Genomic DNA, 21,265 nt, shown 5'->3' with positions numbered 1-21,265 from the left:
TGTATTAACATAAAAAGTTGTAACTTTACGCTAAATAAATAATATATATGAATATCACCTCGGCCAAATTTGAGATAAGCAACACCGATGTTGCAAAATGCCCGGCAGTATGTCGCCATGAATATGCGTTCATAGGCCGCTCCAATGTAGGCAAATCATCATTGATAAACATGCTCACCGGTCGCAAGTCGCTCGCCATGACTTCATCCAAACCCGGTAAGACGACATTAATCAACCACTTTCTCATAAATGACCAATGGTATATCGTCGACCTTCCCGGTTACGGATATGCACAGCGCAGCAAGGAGATGCAGCGTCAGATAAAGAAGATAATCGAGGACTACATCCTTGAGCGACAGCAGATGACCTGCCTCTTCGTACTTGTCGACAGCCGTCACGATCCGCAGAAAATCGACCTCGAATTCATGGAGTGGCTCGGTGAAAACTCGGTGCCTTTTGCCATCGTATTCACGAAGCTCGACAAGCTCAGCTCGGCGGCTGCCAAAAAGCAGACCGAGAAATATCGCAACACATTGCTCGAAAGCTGGGAATCACTGCCACCGATATTCTACACCTCAAGCGCCGACATGCGCGGACGCAACGAGCTGCTTGACTACATCGAGGAACTTAATAAGCTGCCACTCGAATGCGAATAACGCCGCCTCGCCCTATCAATAGAGGATTGCAGGCGGCCAATAAAAACCTGATGAGCTATGGAAGAAAAGTACTTTACACCCGAAGAGAAAAAAGAGATGCTCGCCTTGAGCCGGCAGCTGCTGGCCCATACTCGCGAAATTCAGGAGCGTGACGACTTCAAACGCATACGACACATTATTTCCGACGGCATAAAGCAGAACCACTACCGACGCGACCGTTACGGAATAAACCCAACAATACACAACCTGAACACCGCCATGTTGCTGTGTGATAAAATAAGTCCCGACCGCAACATGATAATAGCCATATTGCTGTTCAACCTGTGCAAAACCGAGTTCATCCCCACCGAAGAGCTTGTCAAGGAATGGGGCGACGACATAGCAAAACTCATACGCGGACTGCTGAAAGTGTCGACACTCTACAGCAAGCAGGCAGCTGTTGAAAGCGACAACTTCCGAAAGCTTCTGCTGACATTTGCCGAAGACATTCGCGTCATCATAATAATGATTGTCGACCGACTTGCCCTTATGCGCACAATCAACCACCATCCCAACGAGAAGATGGTACACGATGTCGCCTACGAGTCCAATTACCTCTATGCGCCTCTCGCCCATCGACTCGGACTCTATGCAATAAAGTCGGAACTCGAGGATCTGTCGCTGAAATACACCAACCGCAAGACCTACACCGACATAGCCCACAAGCTTAACGAAACGAAGGTAAAGCGTGACCAGTACATAGCCGAATTCATAAAGCCCATCCGAGAAAAGCTCGACGCGACAGGGCTCAAATATGAGATAAAAGGCCGCACAAAGTCGATATATTCGATATGGAACAAGCTCAAAAAGCAGAAGAACGACATCGACCATATATACGACCTCTTTGCGATACGCATAATCATCGACACTACGACCGAAAAGGAGAAGAGCGACTGTTGGCTCGCCTACTCGGTAATCACCGACATGTATCAGCCCAATCCGTCACGCATGAAGGACTGGCTGAGCATACCCAAGAGCAACGGCTACGAGTCGCTGCACATAACGGTGTACGGCCCCGGCGACCGCTGGGTCGAAGTGCAGATACGCACCAAGCGCATGGACCTCATAGCCGAAAAGGGACTCGCCGCCCACTGGAAATACAAGGGCATAAAGAGCGAAGGCGACCTCGACACATGGATGAACAACGTGCGTGACATCCTTGAAGCCGCCGAAACCGGCCCCATGGAGTTGATGAAGAACATGAAGATGGACATCTACGACAAGGAGGTGTTCGTGTTCACACCCAAAGGCGACCTCTACAAGCTGCCGTTGGGAGCGTCACTTCTCGACTTCGCATTCCACATCCACTCAAAGCTCGGAATGACATGTACCGGAGGCAAAGTCAACGGTAAGAACCAGAAGCTAAACTACAAGCTTAAGAGCGGCGACACCGTAGAGATACTCACCTCAACGGCACAGGCACCCAAGCTCGACTGGCTTGCATTTGTCGTCACATCAAAGGCTCGTAACAAGATACGCCAGACTGTTCATGAAATGAACAATCGCTCGGCCACACTCGGCAAGGAGCTGCTCGAACGACGCTTCAAGAACCGCAAGATAGAGCTCAACGAGTCGAGCCTGATGAAGGTTATAAAGAAACTCGGCTACAAGACAGTAACCGACTTCTATGACGCAATCGCCGATGAGAGCCTCGACATAAACAATGTGATAACCGAGTACGAGGGCCTTGACAAGAAGATTCCCGATGCGGCCGAAATACGCTCAGCCGAGGAGTTCCAACTCATGACTGCGGCTGATGATGATTCCACATCATCCGATGTGCTCGTTATCGGCGACGACATAAAGGGCATCAACTACCGCCTGTCAAAGTGCTGCAACCCGATATACGGTGACGATGTGTTCGGATTCATATCGGCTGAAGGAGTCATCAAGATTCATCGTCATGATTGTCCCAATGCGACAAACATACGCGAGAAATATCCCTACCGACTCATCACAACAAGGTGGTCGGGCAAACTCGGACAGCAGTTCGGCGCAACGTTACGCATTGTCGGGAACGACGACCTCGGCATAGTCACGAGCATCACCTCGATAATCAACAAGGAGCGTGACACATCACTGCGCAGCATATCAATCGACTCCAACGACGGAATTTTCCAAGGATTCCTCGTGGTCGGAGTCAATGACACCGTAGCATTAAACAACCTGATAAAGAAACTAAAAACAGTAAAAGGAGTAAAAGATGTACAACGTAGCAAATAAACGCACACTCCTGGGAGTGGCAATGGCAATGTTACTTTTTTCATGCGGAGGAAAGAATACCGACACTGAACGCGCCGAAGCGATAGTGAATCAGGCCGATTCAGCCATAACGGCAGGCGACTACGACCTCGCCGTGACGCTGCTTGACACGTTGAAGTCACGCTATCCACGTGAAATAAAGGTTCAGCGCGGAGCCATGAATCTGCGTCCGAAAGCCATCGAAGGACAAACCATACGACAAATCGAGATAACCGACAGCATGCTCGCAGCAAGCAGCCATCGCCGCGACTCGATGATGAACTATTTCTCGTTTGTAAACAATCCCGAGCTCGTCGAGGGCTACTACGTAATCAAAGAGTATGCCAACTCCTCGCTGTTTAACCGCACCGGTGTTGAAGCCCGCATCACTCCCGAAGGCGAATTTTACATAATCTCCTCGCTTAACGCCAAGCCGGTAAAGCACACATCGCTGTCGCTTAAAAATCAGGCCGGAGAGGTAAGCACCGCCACAGTGGATTACGACGGCGACCGCAATTACCGCTCGGGCGGCACCGAGATGATAACATTTGTAGGAGCTGAGTGCGACACTCTCGGCCAATTCCTCACCGACAACCGGGGAGCCGCCACTACACTTATATTCAACGGCGCGAAATCCTACTCCACTCCGCTGTCAAAGCTCGACCGAAAATCAATCGAGCAGACCTACGAAATGGCAAATGTATTGACCGAGAACCGCAAGCTTAATTTAAAGCGTGATTTTCTTGACCGACAACTGCAAGTGGCACGTGACCAGATAGCACGAACCACTCAGGAGCCGGCTGCCGACGACAAGGACTAAAGTCCTTGCCTGTCGAGCCACTTGAATATGTAGTCGTACAAAGCCTCACGCACGTTCTTCTTCGACAGAACGAGGTCGTGCATTCCACCGTTGACTTTGATTTCGGTTATATCCCATCCGAGCCGACGGCCATACTTTGATATATCGTCGACATCGAGCACAGCATCGGTAACGGCATACTGCGTGTCGTCATCGCCCTTCTTATAGGAGCGGTCGGAGTGCATGAGCAGTATAGGAATCTTTATGTCCTCGCCGTTTTGAAGCATCCCCTGCCCCATGTCGATTGCCCTGATCCACCCGGCATCCACATCAGGCGACACGATGAACTTCCATTGGGTGTTGAAATCCCATTCGCCGCCGTACTGTTTCAGCACACTTTCGGCATATTTGCTCGACCCGCCCTGCGGTATCCTTATGTCGGGAAATGCATTGCCGATTGTCGACACTGCCGGGACAAGAAACTTCTCCTGAAACGATGACAGGTTCCAATCCAGAAACGGACTGTTGAGAATCAACGCTCTTATGTCGGAATCGGGATTGGAGGCCATGTAGAGCGATGTCGTCAATCCTCCCGTAGAGTGACCCATCAATATTATCTCGTCGATACCGTCGTCCTTCATTTGGGCTATAGCCGAATCTATGTCGGCAAAGTACTCCTTCATGTCACGCACTTGAAACGGTTTCTGTCCCGGAAGGAGCGAACGGCCGTATTTGCGCAGATCCACGGCATAGAAGTTATAACATGAATCGACAAAACGGTCGCCCATCTCAGACTGGAAGAAATAGTCGTTGAAGCCGTGTACATAGAGTACGCCCTTGTTGCCACCGCACGACGACAACTTACGTATAATGGTCGACCTTACCTGACCGCTGTAGTCATCGGGATGGTCAACATAACGCATTTCATATCCGTCGCCGAGCACATCGGGCCGCCATTGAGCCAACGAGGACAATGTAAGAGCCGCGCCCGACAGAAACATCAAAGACCTTTTCATAACTGTAATCCGCTTTTTTAACATAACGAGAAGCATTGTCACACTGTTCATCTTAAAAATGAAAAAGGGCCTTGCTGAGAAGACCCTTTTCCTTTATTGCAAAAATTCTTTATAGTCCGAGTATCGAGTGCATCTTTTCATACGCAGCCGAAATGCCGTCCTTGTTCTTACCTCCGGCCTGAGCAAATCCCGGCTGTCCGCCGCCACCGCCCTGGATAAGCTTGGCAGCCTCGCGCACTGTTGTCGAAGCATTCATGCCGTCAGCCACGAGATCCTCGGTTATCATCAATGTCAGCAACGGTTTCTCGGCGGGATCCTTGGTAGCGCCGATGAATACAGTGTGCTCGGGCGACTTGGCACGAACACCAAACGCTACATTCTTCACAACCTCGGGAAGTCGGATGCCGGTAAGCTCGACCACCTTGATGCCGTTGACCTCACGAGCCTTGGCAAGGAGTTCGTTAGTGAGTACATTCACACGCTCCTTGAAGTACTCCTCGGCCTGATGCTTCAGCTCGGCATTCTCGTCGATTGACTTGCGCAATGCCTGAACGAGGTCGGGCACATTGTTGAACATGCTGCCTATCTCGCGGAGAGTGTCCTGCATCTTGTCAAGCATATCCTCGACACGTGCACCGGTCACAGCCTCAATTCGGCGTATTCCGGCTGCGATGCTGCTCTCCGAGATTATCTTTATCATTCCTATGTTGCCGGTGTTGTCGACATGTGTACCGCCGCAAAGCTCAACCGATGAACCGTAACGGATCACACGCACCTCGTCACCGTATTTCTCACCGAAGAGAGCCATTGCTCCCATTTCACGAGCCTTGTCGATGGGCACACAACGCTTCTCGTCACGCGGTATGGCTGCACGCACACGGCTGTTGGCAAGATGCTCCACGCGACGAATCTCCTCAGGTGTCAGCTTCTGGAAATGCGAGAAGTCGAAGCGGAGCACATCGGGTGACACAAACGAGCCTCGCTGCTCTACATGTGTACCGAGAACCTCACGGAGTGCCTCGTGCAAGAGGTGGGTTGCGGTGTGGTTGCTCGATATGGCCTTACGGGCCTCTTCGTCGATTTCAGCCTCAAACACGGCTTCAATGTCGGCGGGAAGCTTCTTGGTAAGATGAACACCCATTCCGTTTTCACGCTTGGTATCGTAAATTTCCACAATGTCGTCACCGTTTACAAGACGGCCGCGGTCACCTACCTGACCACCCATTTCAGCGTAGAACGGAGTTACCGAAAGTACTATCTGATAGAACTCATTGTTTTTCTGCTTAACCTTGCGATAACGCAAAATGCGTGTGGGAGTATTGGTCATGTCGTAGCCTACAAACTCCTGCTCACCGTCACGCACTACGACCCAGTCGCCGGTTTCAACTGCAGCAGCGTTACGGGCACGAGCCTTCTGTGCAGCCATTTCGCTGTCAAACTCAGCCTGATCGAGCGTCATGCCGTTCTCCTTAAGAATAAGTTCGGTAAGGTCGAGAGGGAATCCGTAGGTGTCATAGAGTATGAACGCCTCCTTACCCGGAATCTCGTTCTTACCCTCCTTCTTGGCACTTGCGATGGCTGAATCAAGAAGACGGATACCGTTTTCAAGGGTGCGAAGGAATGCATCTTCCTCCTCCTTGATTACCTTCATTATGAGGTCACGCTGCTTGGGAAGTTCGGGATAAGCCTCGCCCATGCTGTCGATGAGTGTGTCGACAAGACGATACATGAATGCCTGCTTCTGGTCAAGGAACGTATAAGCGTAACGCACGGCACGACGCAAAATGCGGCGAATCACATATCCGGCCTTTGCGTTTCCGGGAAGCTGTGAGTCGGCGATCGAGAATGCAATCGTGCGCACATGATCGGCGATTACACGCATCGCAACATCCACCTTGGCATCCTCACCATACTTCTTTCCGGCCAACTCACCTATCTTGTTGATAAGCGGAGTGAACACATCGGTGTCGTAGTTGGATTTCTTGCCTTGCAGAGCCATGCAGAGTCGTTCAAATCCCATACCGGTGTCGATAACCTTGGCGGGAAGCGGCTCAAGCGAACCGTCGGCCTTGCGGTTATACTGCATGAACACAAGGTTCCATATCTCGATTACCTGAGGATGATCGTGATTCACAAGGTCACGGCCCGGCACAGCGGCACGCTCTTCAGGTGAACGGAGGTCGATGTGAATCTCCGAGCAAGGGCCGCAAGGACCTGTATCGCCCATTTCCCAGAAGTTATCATGCTTGTTACCATTGATTATGTGGCTTTCGGGAAGATGCTTTGCCCATATTGAAGCAGCCTCGTCATCACGGCTGAGTCCTTCGGCAGGCGAACCCTCGAACACTGTTGCATAGAGCACATCGGGGTTAAGCTTAAGCACATCGACCAGATATTCCCATGCCCAGTCAATTGCCTCCTGCTTGAAGTAGTCGCCAAACGACCAGTTGCCAAGCATCTCGAACATGGTGTGGTGATAGGTGTCCATTCCCACCTCCTCGAGATCGTTATGCTTGCCGCTTACACGAAGACATTTCTGAGAATCGGCTACTCTTCTATGCTTCGCCGCGACATTACCGAGTATGATGTCCTTGAACTGGTTCATGCCGGCATTGGTGAACATCAATGTCGGGTCGTCCTTGATTACCATCGGAGCCGAAGGGACAATCTGGTGTCCCTTGCTGCGGAAGAAGTCCTTGTAGGATTCTCGTATTTCCTTTGCAGTTAGCATTTTATATGACTATAATTTAATTATGAATTAGCTTATATGAGTATTATTCACTATATTTGCGGTGAAATAATCCGCAAAATTAGTTGAATAATATTACTTTTGCAAGTCATTCAACGCGCCAATCAGCACAAAATGAGCAAAAAAGTATTTTACCGATATAACCCGGCCAACGATAAATATGAACGAGTGTACCCGTCACGGCGAAGCCGTATATGGGGTATCGCCCGCAACACGTTCATGGGCATAGTCATCAGCGCGGCCCTTTTCAGCATCATTTACTATTGGATTGGAACTCCTGCCGAACAGCGTCTACGCGAGGAAAACGAGCAGCTCAACACTCAGCTCGACATTCTCAACCGCCGACTCGACGCGTCACTCGGCGTGATGAACGACATCTCGGAACGTGACGACAACTTCTATCGTGTGATAATGGGGACCGAGCGCGTGTCGAGAGCCAAGCGTTACGCCGGCTTCGAGAACGAAAACCGCTACAACCACCTCAACACCCTGCACGATGCCGAGCTGATAAAGAACCTCACGCGCAAGATGGACATGCTTGACAGGCAGCTGTATGTGCAGATAAAATCATTTGACGAGCTGCAAAAACTTGCGGAAACCAACAAGGACCGAATACGCCACATCCCGTCGATACAGCCCATAGCCCAGAAACACATGCGCAAAATGGCTTCGGGTTACGGAACGCGTCGCGACCCTATATACGGCACACGCAAGTTTCACGAAGGACTTGACTTTGCCGCCGACAAGGGAACTCCCGTATATGCAACCGCCGACGGCAAAGTGGTGAACGCCTCCTGGGAAAGCGGCTACGGCAACCTCGTTGAGATTGACCACGGCTACGGCTATGTCACACGCTACGCCCACCTCAGCAAGTTCAAGGTCAAGGAGGGCCAGACCGTGAAACGCGGTGATCTCATAGCCGAAACGGGAAATACGGGAAAATCCACAGGCCCTCACCTGCACTATGAGGTGCGTTACAACGGAGCGCCGCAGAATCCCATCAACTACTACTTCATGGACATAACGCCCGAACAATATAATCAATTGATTCTTGAAGCTGAAAATGCAGGGCACGTAATGGACTGAGTTATGGATGAAATAGGCAAGAAATACTATAAAATCAGAGAAGTGGCCGAGATGACCGGACTCCCCTTGTCGACACTGCGATATTGGGAAAGCCGCTTTACAATAATCAAGCCCAAGCGTAACGAACACGGCACACGCTTCTACACTACATCCGATGTCGAGAAGATAAGGATGGTCTACTTCCTTGTAAAGGAGAAGGGACTGAAACTTGAAGCCGCACAGGAGCAACTGAAGAACAACCATTCAGGCGTGTCGCGACATGCAGCCGCCATCGACAGGCTCAAGGCAATACGAGCCGAACTTCAGTCGATGCTGGACGCCATGAGCCGGCTGCGTTGACCTCAAAAATCGACGGTAAGCCTCACATTTAACATTCTTCGCGTGAGTGAATTGGGCACGGCATAGCTGACATCATCGGCAGCCTTGACCCAATAATAGCTTCCGACATTGGAAATGTCAAACAGATTGAAGCAATCGACTCCCACCCACATTGATTTTACAAAACGGCCTCTACGACCGCCTGCATTGTCGATTTCGGGCAGAATGTTGTAGGCTAGGCCTATGTCCACCCGCTTATAGGGTGAAGTGCGGAAATACCCCTTGTCGCGGGTTGAATGTGGCATCGTCACCGGCAGTCCGTCGGCAAATATACCCCTCAGATTTACTTTCATGCGTGGAATGCGGGGGAAATAATCGGTAAAATAGAGCGCCACGCTGTAACGCCGGTCGTTGGGCAGCGGCACTTTAACTCCGTTGATGGTTTCTTGCGACTTCATCAACGACAGGCTCAGCCATGAATCGCTTCCGGGCACAAACTCACCGAAAAGCCGCAGGTCAAGACCTGCCGCATATCCGCTTGACGAATTGTCGCCGGCATACACTATGCGCAGATTGTCGATTTCGTAGGGATTGAGCCGTGACAATGCTTTGCAATAAGCTTCGGCCGATAATTTGAATGGACGGTTGAACGCCCTGAACGTATAGTCGCTGCCTATAATGAACTGCACGCTACGCTGCGCCTTTATATCCTTGTTAAGGGTCACCGACGAATTGCCATGCTCATCGGTCACAATGCGTCGAAGCTCCTTGTAAAATGGTGACTGATAGTATAGTCCCGTGGCAAATCGGAACGCCCAGTTACTGCCGCTTGCCGGAACATAGCCTATATTCAATCGAGGACTTATCAGCAGCTCACGATTAAAATCCCAATATGACACACGCACACCGCCGTTAAGGCTGAAAAATCCGAGTCCGTTATCGATGCGGTAGGTGTCCTGAAGGAATGCCATGACTCGGTTGCTCGACAATGAGTTGTCGGACGACATATTATAAAGCATCAGCAAATCACCCGCACTGTTTCCAGGCAATGAGAATCCCGCCGAGTCACGCAGCTCCCATTCACGACTGAACTCGCTCACCGATTCATGATTTAACGTAACTCCATAATCAATCATGTGACGCGACACTGCATTGCGACCCTGCAACGACATTGAGTATACGGTGGCCTTGAGTCGATCACGTGCATGCTCATGGTAACGCCCCACCCCTATAGGAGCTTCATCGTCGTCATTCATCGCGTCATCAAGCCAATATTCACCCGTTATGTCGTAAGCTATAAGTTCATTGGATTGATTGCCCGAGAACAGCAATGTATATCCCGACGAACGTGACGGCACATAGTTTAACGACAATGCGCCGGACCATGTTTCAAACTTGTCGTGTTCATGACCGTCAAAATAGACATTGAAGTGCTTTATGTCGTCGACCGTACCAAACTTAGTCGTGCGGTTACGTGGAGTGAACCTGTAACTGTTAAGGGCGATGTTGCCGAGAAACGACACCTTGAACCGCTTGTCAAGATTTACCTCTATCTTAGTCTGATAATCGAAGTAACGCGGATCATACTCCCCCTTTTCATCGCCTGTTGCAAGAAGTGACGCGTTACGTTTATACCGTAATCCGTGAAGTTGTGAAAACCGATCGGTTCCCTGCCCTATTGCCAACTCGGCACCCATAATCCCCAGCGACACATTTCCGTCCAGTCCATGAGGTCGGCGATAAGTTATGTCGAGAGCCGACGACATTTTATCGGAATATGCCGCCGGAAAGCCTCCGGTCGAGAATATCAGCTTGTCAACCATCGAAGGATTGATGACGCTCAACCCCTCTTGCTGTCCGTTGGTAACGAGCTGTCGGCGAAACAGCTCCACGCCGTCGACATAGACACTATTTTCATCGTAGGAGCCGCCGCGCACCGAATAAGCCGACGACAATTCATCAGCTGGTGTAACGCCGGCAAATGTCGACAGCATCGACTCGACACTTCCACCAGTGACATCGGGCGAATGCCTGTAGGCATCGGCGTCGACCTGCTGCATCGAGCCGAGTTGTTTCTTGTACTCAGAAATCTGCACCTCACGCAATTGGCGCGATGCTTTCTTGAGTTTCATGTTGACCGCAAGGTCGTTGCCTCTCACCTTCACAAGCTTGCGCTCGCCGTCACGATAGCCGATACATGAAAAGAGGATGTGCAATGTGTCGGCAGCCGGAGCAGTCAGTCTATAGCGACCCTCGGCATCGGTGTTTACACCTACCGATGTCCCGGCCACCCTTACCGTGGCAAACTCGATGGGATGATTTCGCTCATCGGTTACCCGACCGTGTATCCTTGTTTGCGGGAAGCAGCAGAATGCCCCCGACAATATAGAAACAATCAATAATGTGATGCGTATGACAGGCATGCGTGATTAATTTACACCTAAATAACGTGACGCTGTGCCATTAAGTATGCAATGCGACAAAAAATGTAGCACTTGCCTCAAACCTATTTAATATCAACATCCCCATTTATTAATTTTATTCATTAATTTTGCATCAAATTATAGCTGAATATGAAAATAGCAATTGTAGGAACCGGATATGTAGGCCTCGTATCGGGTGCTTGTTTTGCCGAGGTCGGCATTGATGTGACATGCGTCGACATCGACAAGCGTAAGATCGACAACCTCATCAACGGCACAATACCCATATATGAACCCGGACTCGACGACCTTGTGTCACGCAACGTGAAAGAAGGGCGACTACATTTCACCACCGACCTAAAAGAGTGCCTTGACGAGGTGGAAGTAGTGTTCAGCGCAGTGGGCACACCTCCCGACGAGGACGGCAGCGCCGACCTGAAATATGTGCTTGATGTGGCGCGCACATTCGGACGCAACATCAACAAATACACCATACTCGTAACCAAAAGCACGGTTCCGGTGGGCACTTCAGCCAAAATAAAGGCCGAGATAAATCGAGAGCTCGCCGAGCGCGGCATGTCGGTTCCCTTTGAGGTGGCCTCAAACCCCGAATTTCTAAAGGAAGGAGCCGCGATAAAGGACTTCATGTCGCCCGACCGCGTAGTGATAGGCATCGAGAGTGACCGCGCACGCAAAGTAATGGAGCGCCTCTATCGTCCGTTTCTGCTCAACAATTTCCGCGTAATATTCATGGATATCGCATCGGCCGAGATGACAAAATATGCAGCCAACTCAATGCTGGCGACACGCATATCGTTCATGAACGACATAGCCAACCTGTGTGAGCTTGTGGGAGCCGATGTCAACATGGTGCGCAAAGGCATAGGCACCGATGCGAGAATAGGCAACAAGTTCCTCTATGCCGGATGCGGATACGGCGGCTCATGCTTCCCCAAAGATGTAAAGGCGCTGATACACACCGGAAAGGAACATGGCTACAAGATGCGCATAATCGAAGCTGTCGAGGAGGTTAACGAACTCCAAAAATCGATCGTGTTCCGCAAGCTTAAAGATGCCCTCGGCAACCTTAAAGGCCGACGCATAGGCATGTGGGGACTCGCCTTCAAGCCCGAAACCGATGACATGCGCGAGGCTCCCGCGCTTGTTGTAATCGAGAAGCTTCTCGAAGCCGGAGCCACCGTAGTGGCCTACGACCCCGTAGCCGTGCCCGAAGCACGCCGACGACTGGGCGACCGCATCGAGTATGCTCTCGACATGTATGACACGGCAGTGGATGCCGACGCAATAGCACTGATGACCGAGTGGAAGCAATTCAGAGTCCCGTCATGGAACGTGCTGCACAAGGTGATGCGCGGCAACATAATAGTTGACGGACGCAACATATACGATCCCGCCGAACTTGCCGAGGAGGGATTTGAGTACCACTGCATTGGTAAATGACTGTAAAAACGCATTTATTATGGAAATGATAAAGTTATCGCTGCCTCACATAGGCACAACCGAAATAGAATGGGTCAACAAGGCCTTTGTGGGCGACTGGGTAGTGCCCCTCGGGCCCAATGTCGATGAATTTGAACGACGACTGGAAAATTATGTAGGCGACAATAAGGAAGTCGTGGCCTTAAGTGCCGGTACAGCCGCGCTGCACCTCGGACTGGTCGTGCTCGGAGTCGAAGCCGGCGACGAAGTGATATGCCAGGCGCTTACATTCTCGGCAAGTGCCAACCCTATATGCTATCAAGGCGCACACCCCGTATTTGTAGACAGCGAGCCCGACACCTACAACATGTCGCCCGCTGCACTGGAGGAGGCCATTGTGGCCCGTCACCGCGTCACTGGACGCTACCCCAAGGCCATCATTCCGGTTCATCTTTACGGAATGCCGGCCAAGATGAATGAAATCGTCGAGATAGCCGCTCACTACGGCATACCCGTATTGGAAGATGCCGCCGAAGCCCTCGGATCGGAATATCACGGAAAGAAATGCGGTACCATCGGCAACTACGGAGCATTGAGCTTCAACGGAAACAAGATAATAACCACATCGGGAGGCGGCGCACTGATATGCCCCGATGAAGAGTCGGCCCGTCGTGTGCTGTTCTTCGCAACGCAGGCACGAGAAAACCGCCCCTACTACTATCACGAGCACATCGGCTACAACTACCGCCTCAGCAATGTCAGCGCAGGTGTAGGATGTGGCCAGATGGATGTTCTGCCTGAGCGTGTGGCGCGTCGTCGTGCTATACACCAATTGTACAAAGAGGGACTTTCCAATCTCGCCGGAGTGACAGTGCAATGCAATCCCACTGAAGAGTTTGACTCAAACTTCTGGCTATCGACTATACTCATCGACCCGGCCACCGGATTTACACCCGAGGATGTGAGAGTGGCAATGTTGAATGCCAAAATCGAAACTCGCCTGTTGTGGCGTCCGATGCAGATGCAGCCCATATTCCGTGACGCTCCCTACTACGGCGGCGATGTGTCGCAACGCCTGTTTGAAACCGGACTGTGCCTGCCAAGCGGATCGGTGCTTACCGACGAGCAGATATCACGCGTAATCGATGAGTTGCACCGCATATTACGAGGATGATGTCACGCCACCGAATTGCCGTATTTGACCTTGACGACACCCTATATCACGAGCATGACTATGTCGTGTCGGCATTCAGCTACATAGCCCGAGATTTGTCGCATCGCTATGCGCTCGATTACGACGCTATGGTTGGAACCATGATGTCGGCCGGCAATCCTTTTGACAACCTTTTGCGCTACATATCCCACACCGCCACACCCATAACCGAAGATGTAGCGTGGCTTGTCGACACCTACCGCAATCATCCCCCCACCCTTGAACTATCGGCCGACGCGAAGCGCACAATCGAAATGCTCCAGGCACATAACGTAGAGTTGGCCATAATAACCGACGGGCGCGTGACATCGCAGAACAACAAGATCAAGGCTCTTGGCTTGAACCGAATAGTGAAACCCGAAAACATAATAGTATCGGAAGCCGTGGAAGGCGACAAGCTTTCAGGCAAGCCGTTTGAACTGCTGGTAGCGCAAGCTGGGCCCGATAACGAATACACTTATATAGGCGACAATCCCGCCAAGGATTTCGTGTGGCCCAACCGACACAATTGGACGACAATAGCCCTCGCCGACACATCGGGCATCAACATTCATCGGCAGGAATGGGATAAATTCCCGGCAATAAACCGGCCACGGCACATTGTTGATAACTTACTTGACATTGTGCCACTGATAGTTAAGCCAAATATTATGAACTGAGCCCAATTTGTGGGCAACTTTTAGCATTGAAAAGTTTGCAAAATTAAAATCTTCTGACTAACTTTGCACCGCTAAGTCAGAAAAGACACTTCAGCATGGAGAGGTGGGTGAGTGGCTGAAACCACCAGTTTGCTAAACTGACGTAGGAGCAATCCTACCACGAGTTCGAATCTCGTCCTCTCCGCCAAGCCCTGTAAGCGACTCGCTCACAGGGCTTTTCATTTATGCCCTGCCCATTCCCCATTGAACATCGCGGCGCATGGAATGGCGATCTCAAATATTGTCGAGGATTGCATTCGGAGAGGTTTCCATTTGGGAGAACGCGAAAAGTTTCTTGCCGAGGTCTTTTATGGATGCTCCTATATGGTAAAGAGTATCGTCTATAATAAGGAAGCGATCATGAATATTAGAGGCTGTGCGTACATTTACAGGCATATATTGGTCATTATGCCGTTCTATATCCAGGCGCAAATTATCGTCAATCCTCTTTGTATATACAGTAGCAAGGACTCCTCTATTGCGCTTGTTCAGCAAAGTCAGAACTGTTTCATCGATATAATTGTCAATAAGGACGATGCGTTTGCGGGCTCGTTTTATGAGGTCACAGACAAAAACGTATGCGTCGAATATCTGTCCATCGAAAAGAACGCCCTCGCGTGGTGGCAACGTGTCTTAAGGAAGAAGTCGACCTTGCCAGTCAGGTCATCGAGCCTTTTATCATGCTCCAACAGGCGGCGGTCGATGCGGCTTTCCATGTAAAGAAGCCGCTGATTAACACTGTATCCCCGCAATAGATAATCTTTCAATACCTTGTTGGCCCAAATACGGAACTGAGTGCCACGTATTGATTTTACCCTATAACCAACTGATATTATGACATCAAGCGAATAGAACCTGGTCTTATATCTTTTGCCGTCGGCAGCAGTTAGTAAGGATTCCTTACATACTGAAGATTCCTCTAATTCTCCTTCCTTGAATATATTGCGGATATGTAGAGTGATGTTGTTTCTTGTGGTTTGAAACAGTTCTGTCATCTGCGCCTGTGTGAGCCACACGGTTTCATTCTCAACTCTGACATCCAATGACAGAGTAGAATCAGGCTGATAGAGAATGATTTCATTTTCACTATCAGGCCGCAAGTTGCTAATGTTGTTGTCTATTTCGTTCATTGGTGTCTTAGTTGTAATTGCAAATATACGAAAAGCAATCGGTAAATCAGCGATTTACAGCACAATTCGTCAGCTTGCCGACCATACTTCACATTTAATCTATAACTGAGTATCGATTTCGTCGGGCATATATAAATAAAAAGACTTTTAGAGTAATATAATCAGACTGTATGGCCGGGGTGTCGCCGATTTTTAGTAATTTTGTACTTGAACATCCAATGCGGAATAAAAATCCAATGATTTCTGCATAGCCTGCAACAAGGTTAAGACTACGGAGGAACCCGAATAATGAGAAAACTTATATATGTATTAGTAGCTATTGTCGCATTAGGCACTGCTTCATGCTCGAAGTCAATGTCACAATACGATAAAGAGATTGACCAAGCCGAAAAGATGATGCTGAGCAATCCTGACAGCGCATTGTCAATGCTGGATGCAATCGATGCCTCCGAACTTAAAATTGACTCCTTATGGGCAAAATATCACTTCATTAAAGGATACGGACATCTGAAACGCAACCGTTCAATGATCGGAGATTCACTTATAATATATGCTCATGATTATTATCGCGGTAAAAACTTGGTGAGGGACATCAGAAGCGGCATCGTCCTGGCGTGGTACAAATTCTGGGTCGGCGACACTCCCGGAGCTATGACCATGCTCGATTCCCTTGCCGGATTGCCCGATGTGCCCGATTCTTTAATGACTCAGACGCTCAGAATACGCGTAATGCTCGGAGCGTCGGAATATCAGGGACAACAGCTCATCCCATACGCGAAAAAGCTACATGAACTCGAAACGGATTCCCTGAGAAAAATCGAGGCCAACTATATGCTTTTAACAGCATACGAATACGCAGGTGAAACGGACTCCGCCCTCTATCTTTTGGACCAACTTGTAGACTATGCACGCAATCACAACTGGGGCGACAAGCATTTCATGTTTGAACTTGAACGGGCACAGTTGCTGACCGAAAAAAGCAGGAGCGCCGAAAGCGACGCGCTTATAGAAGAGATATTCCGGAAAGCCGGGCCTGATAACGGAGCCGCCGACTATCTTCATTTTCAGTATGCCATAAATGCACTGAACTCCGGCGATATAACACGAGCATCGCGACACCTTGCATTGGCCGACAGTTTGGCAATAAAATTAAGAGGTGACGACGATACTTACTTCCGCAGCTACAGCAACCTGCTCCATGCCATAATTGACTTCACGCAGACCGGCCGCATCAAACTGATGCACATAAACGGCCTCAACAACCGCCAGGGCGAACGCTACAACCGCATGAAAGCCTCGCAGTGGGAGTCGGAGCGCGGTGCGTTACATCAGCAGAACTGGGCTTTGGCTCTGAAAGCTGAAAGCGAACACAAGACGGTGATAATCCTGATAATAAGTCTTGTGACGCTCTTGGTATTGGCGGGCGCCTTGTGGATTATCATAATTCGCCGCCAACGTGAGCGTGAAAATGAAGAACGCATCGAGGCGTTGCAGAAAATGGTCGACGAGTATCGCTCGGCACCCGCGACACGCGAATCGGAGATTGCCGATTCGTCGGCACTGCGCAGCGCCATGCTCAAGCAGCTCGGCATCATCAAGATGGTTGCCGCAACTCCGACTGAGCAGAATCGTGAAATGTTGCGCAAAATATCGTCCATTGACGGGAAAATCGACGGCGAGCTTGTAGACTGGGGAAATGTATTCGGAATGATCGACAACCTCTATTCGGGATTTTACGGAAAGCTCCACGGCAAGTACGGTGACATCCTCAGCCCGAAGGAGGAACAGATAATCGTGCTCATGGTAGCCGGTTTCTCAACCAAGGAGATAAGCGTGATAACCGGACAGACAACATCGACTGTCTATGTCAGGAAATCCTCGATAAGAAAGAAGCTCGGAGTGCCCGAGAAGGAGGACATCGTAAGATTCCTGCAAAGTTAAGAGATCATTTAAATCGCGCAACACTTCATTTAAAGTTTTAAAAGATGCAACCACTGATATTCAGCATGTTGCATCTTTCGTATTAAGACTTTCACATTTGCAGTTAAAATCCGTTCAGATGTAATTTTGCATCAGTAATCGTCGCAAGACGCTTTGCTCACAAAGAAAAGAATCACTAAAAACTGATGTAAAATGAAATCAAAAATCACCATCCTCGCCATCGCATTTTTGATGGCTTCTATCCTCCTCTCTTCATGCTCAATCGGCAAAGGAGATTTAAAAGACCGAAATCTCGAACAAGCTACGCTATCGCGTCTTGACTCTATTCCCAATGTAGAATACATTGGTAAATCCGATGTACGCGCCCTCGACGACAACCGATTCCAAGCTGTAATCATATACTATGTCACCGACTCAACCGGCAATAAAGTTGAACACAATGCACGCGTCACCACCAACGATGACTGCTCGGAGGTTTACACATGGGAAGAGCTCGACTCCAATGTCCTTGGCGACACCAAGCAAATGATAAGTGACAAGTTGGAAGAAAAAGGCATCGACATGGACGGGAGCATGATTGATGCTCTCATTGAACTTAAAAAACGATTAAAATAGGCAATATGAAACGGATTATCACGCTCATCATTGCCATAACAGCAGTGACTACAGCTTTTTGCCGGGAGATAAGAGGCATAGTGGTCGGAGAAAACGGGACTCCGCTCGACTACGTAAACGTAGTGTTATATCGCGACTCAATCTACGTGACAGGGACAGTAACCGACACTACCGGAGCTTTTTCATTAAACACCGACATCCGAGGCAAGCTTACCGCCAAAATATCTTTTGTAGGTTACGAAACATACACCTCAGCTATACCAAATTCCGGCAACTTAGGCACAATTAAACTTGTCCCCACAACCGCGACGCTCCGGGAAGTTGTGGTCAGCGTCACACGCCCTTCCACTACGATGAAAGGCAATGCACTCGTTACCGACATCGAGGGCAGCTCACTCGCCATAGCCGGAACCGCCAATGATGTGCTGACACGTGTTCCCATGGTCGTTGACAACGGAGGCACGCTGGAGGTCTTCGGCAAAGGGGCACCCGAAATCTATATCAACGGACGCAAGGTAAATGACCGTCAGGAACTTGCCCAACTGAATTCACAGGACATGAAGAATGTATCGGTGATAACCAATCCCGGTGCGGCCTATGCGGCAAATGTAAAATCAGTAATTCTGATACGCACCAAGCCTCCGAAAGGCGATGGATTCAGCGGAACGATCCGCATCGACAACGGCTTTCAGCACTATTTCCGCACAGGCAACTCAATCGATGTGAAATATCGCACACGCGGGCTAGAACTGTTTGCCAATTATGGATGGTGGTACGGCGATAATTGCGACAACCGTTCTAATGAAATGACCACGACAACCTCAACGGGGACTTACAATCAAGCATTTCAAACAATCGGCAAACAGTTCTACAACGACATGACCGGAAAAATCGGCTTTTCCTACATGTTCAATGACCGCCACAGTATCGGCGCATATTATCAGAACAGTTGGAACCGTCACCACTCCACAGGCACCATTCCAAGCGAAGTGTGGCAAAACGGCATTTTGATTGACTGTTACGACTCCGATGTCAATAATAGATCCACGGCCTTACCGCGACACTATGTCAACCTGTATTACAACGGGCAAGCAGGCAAGTTATCCATCGATTTTAATGCTGATTATCTGTGGTATAAGAGTCGGGAGCTTTCATTGAGTGACGAACTCAGCGAAATGGGAGAAGACCGCACGGTCAACACTCTCTCAATCAACCACAACCGCATGTTTGCCGAAAAGCTCGTAGTGAGTCATCCGCTATGGCACGGCCGTCTACAGGCGGGCGAAGAATATACCTGTACACGCACTACCAACATCTTTACAGCCAACATCACCGAAGTGCCTGATGCCGACAACCGAGTGGACGAAAGCAACGTCGCCGCATTTGTGGAGATAGCACAGCAATTAGGCCGCTTTAATATCGGGGTGGGACTGCGTTACGAACATGTAGAATTTAATTATTACGAGATGGGCCAACTCCGCGACGGCCAAAGCAAAACCTACGACAATCTATTCCCCTCGCTTAATGTCGCCACGAAGATAGGTCAGGTCAGAATGGGCTTGAACTATTCGGGAAAGACAGTACGCCCCGGCTACGGACAACTCGATGGGGCCGTCAGCTACATCAACCGCCTCACTTTTGAAACGGGGAATCCTTATCTGAAGCCGACAAAAATGCAGACATTGGAATATGTGGCACAGTGGAGTCAGTTCTTCGCTCAGTTATCCTACACCTACTTCAAGGACGGCGTGTACCACACCACCGAGCCCTACGGTCCCGACGGAGAGGCTACCATTATCAGGACTGCCAATCTCGACCGCCGTCACTATTTTCAGGCATTCGCGGGAGGACAATTCAATGTCGGTATATGGCAGCCACGCGTAAATATAGGCGTAATGAAGCAATGGCTCACCCTACCCGTCAACGGCAAACCGATGAAAATGAACACTCCGGGCTTCCTTTTTCAGTGGCAGAACGCCGTTCATCTTCCATTCGACATTTGGCTTAATGTCGATGCACAGCTTATGACAACTCAATGGGACAACAACATGAAGCTCTCCAATACTCCCTGGTATGTCAACGCCAAGATATACAAAGGTTTTATCAACAACACATTCAGCGTGACCCTCGAAGCAAAGGACTTGTTCAACTCCTCGCAGAATGACGCTATTATGTATAATGACGCGGTACACATTGTTCAGAAAAATTTCTCTCCGGGTCGATCGGTGATGCTAACTCTCCAATACCGCTTCAATACGACCCGCGACCGCTACCGCGGCACAGGAGCCGGCAACTCTGAAAAATCACGATTCTAAATTCATTAATTCATGCAAGATGTGGAGCCTCGGCAGCGATGTCGGGGCTTCTACGCTAATGATTGGATACATTAATGTCCTTTATGTCGGCAATTATTGTTAACTTTGCTATTGAGCCGACTATTAGTGAACCTCTTGCTTCAAATGAACGACAGAAACATCAATACTTTATATTTGCTTCTCGGCATGCTTGTGATTGTGCTCTTTACAAGCATCTTTACAGCTTGCTCCGATAACAGTGCCTAAAAACAACTCTCACAAGCAGAATCGCTTATAATCGAACAACCCGACTCTACCGTTGCGTATCGAGTTGTTGAAGGATGCTGAATTTTTAGCGATACAGTCGAATGACAATGTTGACCTTGGAATAACACATCTTTTCCTTTCAAATGTATATGAGCAGGGATTTAACGGCACGGTAAGCAAACATTATGCCGATAAGGCACTTGCAATATTCAGGGAACTGCTCAAGCTTGAACACGAAAACGACATTCTGAAAATTAAAACGATGCAGGACAATCTATTTAAAAGCAATATTGTCCTAAACGTTTTGGGCAAAAATAAAAATAGGAAGTAGTTACTAAGG

The 21,265-nt window shown here is 49.5% G+C and carries 15 protein-coding genes, 1 tRNA gene and 1 pseudogene; 13 read left to right on the top strand and 4 right to left on the bottom strand.

The window, feature by feature from the left end; translation table 11 throughout:
- Positions 1–47: 47 nt before the first annotated feature.
- From yihA to E5354_RS12880, 3 genes are read left to right on the top strand one after another with little or no spacing between them, the layout of a single operon-like run.
- On the top strand, positions 48–656 hold the full coding sequence (gene yihA / locus E5354_RS12890) for a ribosome biogenesis GTP-binding protein YihA/YsxC (RefSeq protein WP_135947718.1): 609 nt from the start codon (positions 48–50) through the stop codon (positions 654–656).
- Between the two features lie 57 nt (positions 657–713).
- Positions 714–2,918, top strand: a complete 2,205-nt coding sequence (locus E5354_RS12885) for a RelA/SpoT family protein (RefSeq protein ID WP_123396902.1) — start codon at positions 714–716, stop codon at positions 2,916–2,918.
- Complete coding sequence (locus E5354_RS12880) at positions 2,899–3,756, top strand: hypothetical protein (RefSeq protein ID WP_123396901.1); 858 nt, start codon at positions 2,899–2,901, stop codon at positions 3,754–3,756. The genes E5354_RS12885 and E5354_RS12880 overlap by 20 nt, the downstream gene beginning before the upstream one ends.
- Here E5354_RS12880 and E5354_RS12875 read toward each other — a convergent pair.
- Both E5354_RS12875 and alaS read right to left on the bottom strand, forming a co-directional pair.
- A complete protein-coding gene (locus E5354_RS12875; protein WP_135947717.1) occupies positions 3,753–4,751 on the bottom strand; it encodes an alpha/beta hydrolase in 999 nt (332 codons plus the stop codon). The genes E5354_RS12880 and E5354_RS12875 overlap by 4 nt on opposite strands.
- Positions 4,752–4,860: 109 nt before the next feature.
- The gene (gene alaS, locus E5354_RS12870; RefSeq protein ID WP_135947716.1) at positions 4,861–7,482 is read right to left on the bottom strand and encodes an alanine--tRNA ligase; all 2,622 of its coding nucleotides are present in this window, start codon (positions 7,480–7,482) and stop codon (positions 4,861–4,863) included.
- 132 nt (positions 7,483–7,614) lie between these two features.
- Here alaS and E5354_RS12865 point away from each other — a divergent pair, with 132 nt between their 5' ends.
- Together E5354_RS12865 and E5354_RS12860 are read left to right on the top strand one after the other, a co-directional pair.
- Positions 7,615–8,586, top strand: coding sequence for a M23 family metallopeptidase (locus E5354_RS12865; RefSeq protein WP_123396898.1), 972 nt, complete (start codon positions 7,615–7,617; stop codon positions 8,584–8,586).
- A 3-nt stretch (positions 8,587–8,589) separates the two neighbouring features.
- Positions 8,590–8,925 carry a MerR family transcriptional regulator gene (locus E5354_RS12860; RefSeq protein ID WP_123396897.1) on the top strand — a complete coding sequence of 112 codons (336 nt, stop codon included), beginning with the start codon at positions 8,590–8,592 and terminating at the stop codon, positions 8,923–8,925.
- Positions 8,926–8,927: 2 nt separating this feature from the next.
- On the opposite strand, the gene E5354_RS12855 is transcribed toward E5354_RS12860, so the two are convergent.
- Positions 8,928–11,327: a TonB-dependent receptor gene (locus E5354_RS12855; RefSeq protein ID WP_246863818.1), complete on the bottom strand. Its 2,400-nt coding sequence runs from the start codon at positions 11,325–11,327 to the stop codon at positions 8,928–8,930.
- Positions 11,328–11,477: 150 nt separating this feature from the next.
- Between E5354_RS12855 and E5354_RS12850 the strand changes: the two genes are divergently transcribed.
- The 4 genes from E5354_RS12850 to E5354_RS12835 all read left to right on the top strand — a co-directional run bounded on the left by E5354_RS12850 (position 11,478) and on the right by E5354_RS12835 (position 14,826).
- Positions 11,478–12,788: a UDP-glucose dehydrogenase family protein gene (locus E5354_RS12850; protein WP_123396896.1), complete on the top strand. Its 1,311-nt coding sequence runs from the start codon at positions 11,478–11,480 to the stop codon at positions 12,786–12,788.
- A gap of 16 nt (positions 12,789–12,804) precedes the next feature.
- Positions 12,805–13,941, top strand: a complete 1,137-nt coding sequence (locus tag E5354_RS12845) for a DegT/DnrJ/EryC1/StrS family aminotransferase (RefSeq protein WP_135947728.1) — start codon at positions 12,805–12,807, stop codon at positions 13,939–13,941.
- Positions 13,938–14,639 (top strand): HAD family hydrolase, encoded by a 702-nt coding sequence (locus E5354_RS12840; protein WP_135947715.1) that lies wholly within the window; start codon positions 13,938–13,940, stop codon positions 14,637–14,639. Before E5354_RS12845 ends, E5354_RS12840 begins: the two co-directional genes overlap by 4 nt.
- A 97-nt stretch (positions 14,640–14,736) precedes the next feature.
- A tRNA-Ser gene (locus E5354_RS12835) sits at positions 14,737–14,826 on the top strand.
- A gap of 86 nt (positions 14,827–14,912) precedes the next feature.
- Here the strand turns inward: E5354_RS12835 and rhuM are convergent.
- Positions 14,913–15,808, bottom strand: a pseudogene (gene rhuM / locus E5354_RS12830) (RhuM family protein).
- 354 nt (positions 15,809–16,162) lie between these two features.
- On the opposite strand from rhuM, the gene E5354_RS12825 reads away from it, so the two are divergent.
- From E5354_RS12825 to E5354_RS12810, 4 genes are all read left to right on the top strand, one after another.
- Entirely contained in the window at positions 16,163–17,749 is a 1,587-nt protein-coding gene (locus tag E5354_RS12825) for a helix-turn-helix domain-containing protein (protein ID WP_168353909.1), read from the top strand.
- Between the two features lie 192 nt (positions 17,750–17,941).
- Entirely contained in the window at positions 17,942–18,364 is a 423-nt protein-coding gene (locus tag E5354_RS12820; protein ID WP_135947713.1) for a hypothetical protein, read from the top strand.
- A gap of 5 nt (positions 18,365–18,369) precedes the next feature.
- Positions 18,370–20,679 carry an outer membrane beta-barrel family protein gene (locus E5354_RS12815; protein ID WP_135947712.1) on the top strand — a complete coding sequence of 770 codons (2,310 nt, stop codon included), beginning with the start codon at positions 18,370–18,372 and terminating at the stop codon, positions 20,677–20,679.
- Between the two features lie 298 nt (positions 20,680–20,977).
- Positions 20,978–21,256, top strand: a complete 279-nt coding sequence (locus E5354_RS12810) for a hypothetical protein (protein WP_135947711.1) — start codon at positions 20,978–20,980, stop codon at positions 21,254–21,256.
- The last annotated feature ends 9 nt before the right edge of the window (positions 21,257–21,265 follow it).

This window comes from Muribaculum sp. NM65_B17 (assembly GCF_004793735.1).
In the GTDB taxonomy this organism is placed as follows: Bacteria; Bacteroidota; Bacteroidia; order Bacteroidales; family Muribaculaceae; genus Muribaculum; species Muribaculum gordoncarteri.
The sequence above is the reverse complement of the archived record's forward strand: the minus strand, read 5'-3'. Positions and strand labels throughout refer to the sequence as shown.

Coding starts and splice junctions, on each gene's coding strand:
- E5354_RS12815 (WP_135947712.1), top strand. CDS start 18,370: ATGAAACGGATTATCACGCTCATCATTGCCATAACAGCAGTGACTACA.
- alaS (WP_135947716.1), bottom strand. CDS start 7,482: ATGCTAACTGCAAAGGAAATACGAGAATCCTACAAGGACTTCTTCCGC.
- E5354_RS12865 (WP_123396898.1), top strand. CDS start 7,615: ATGAGCAAAAAAGTATTTTACCGATATAACCCGGCCAACGATAAATAT.
- yihA (WP_135947718.1), top strand. CDS start 48: ATGAATATCACCTCGGCCAAATTTGAGATAAGCAACACCGATGTTGCA.
- E5354_RS12820 (WP_135947713.1), top strand. CDS start 17,942: ATGAAATCAAAAATCACCATCCTCGCCATCGCATTTTTGATGGCTTCT.
- E5354_RS12860 (WP_123396897.1), top strand. CDS start 8,590: ATGGATGAAATAGGCAAGAAATACTATAAAATCAGAGAAGTGGCCGAG.
- E5354_RS12880 (WP_123396901.1), top strand. CDS start 2,899: ATGTACAACGTAGCAAATAAACGCACACTCCTGGGAGTGGCAATGGCA.
- E5354_RS12855 (WP_246863818.1), bottom strand. CDS start 11,327: ATGCCTGTCATACGCATCACATTATTGATTGTTTCTATATTGTCGGGG.
- E5354_RS12840 (WP_135947715.1), top strand. CDS start 13,938: ATGATGTCACGCCACCGAATTGCCGTATTTGACCTTGACGACACCCTA.
- E5354_RS12825 (WP_168353909.1), top strand. CDS start 16,163: ATGTCACAATACGATAAAGAGATTGACCAAGCCGAAAAGATGATGCTG.
- E5354_RS12885 (WP_123396902.1), top strand. CDS start 714: ATGGAAGAAAAGTACTTTACACCCGAAGAGAAAAAAGAGATGCTCGCC.
- E5354_RS12875 (WP_135947717.1), bottom strand. CDS start 4,751: ATGAAAAGGTCTTTGATGTTTCTGTCGGGCGCGGCTCTTACATTGTCC.
- E5354_RS12850 (WP_123396896.1), top strand. CDS start 11,478: ATGAAAATAGCAATTGTAGGAACCGGATATGTAGGCCTCGTATCGGGT.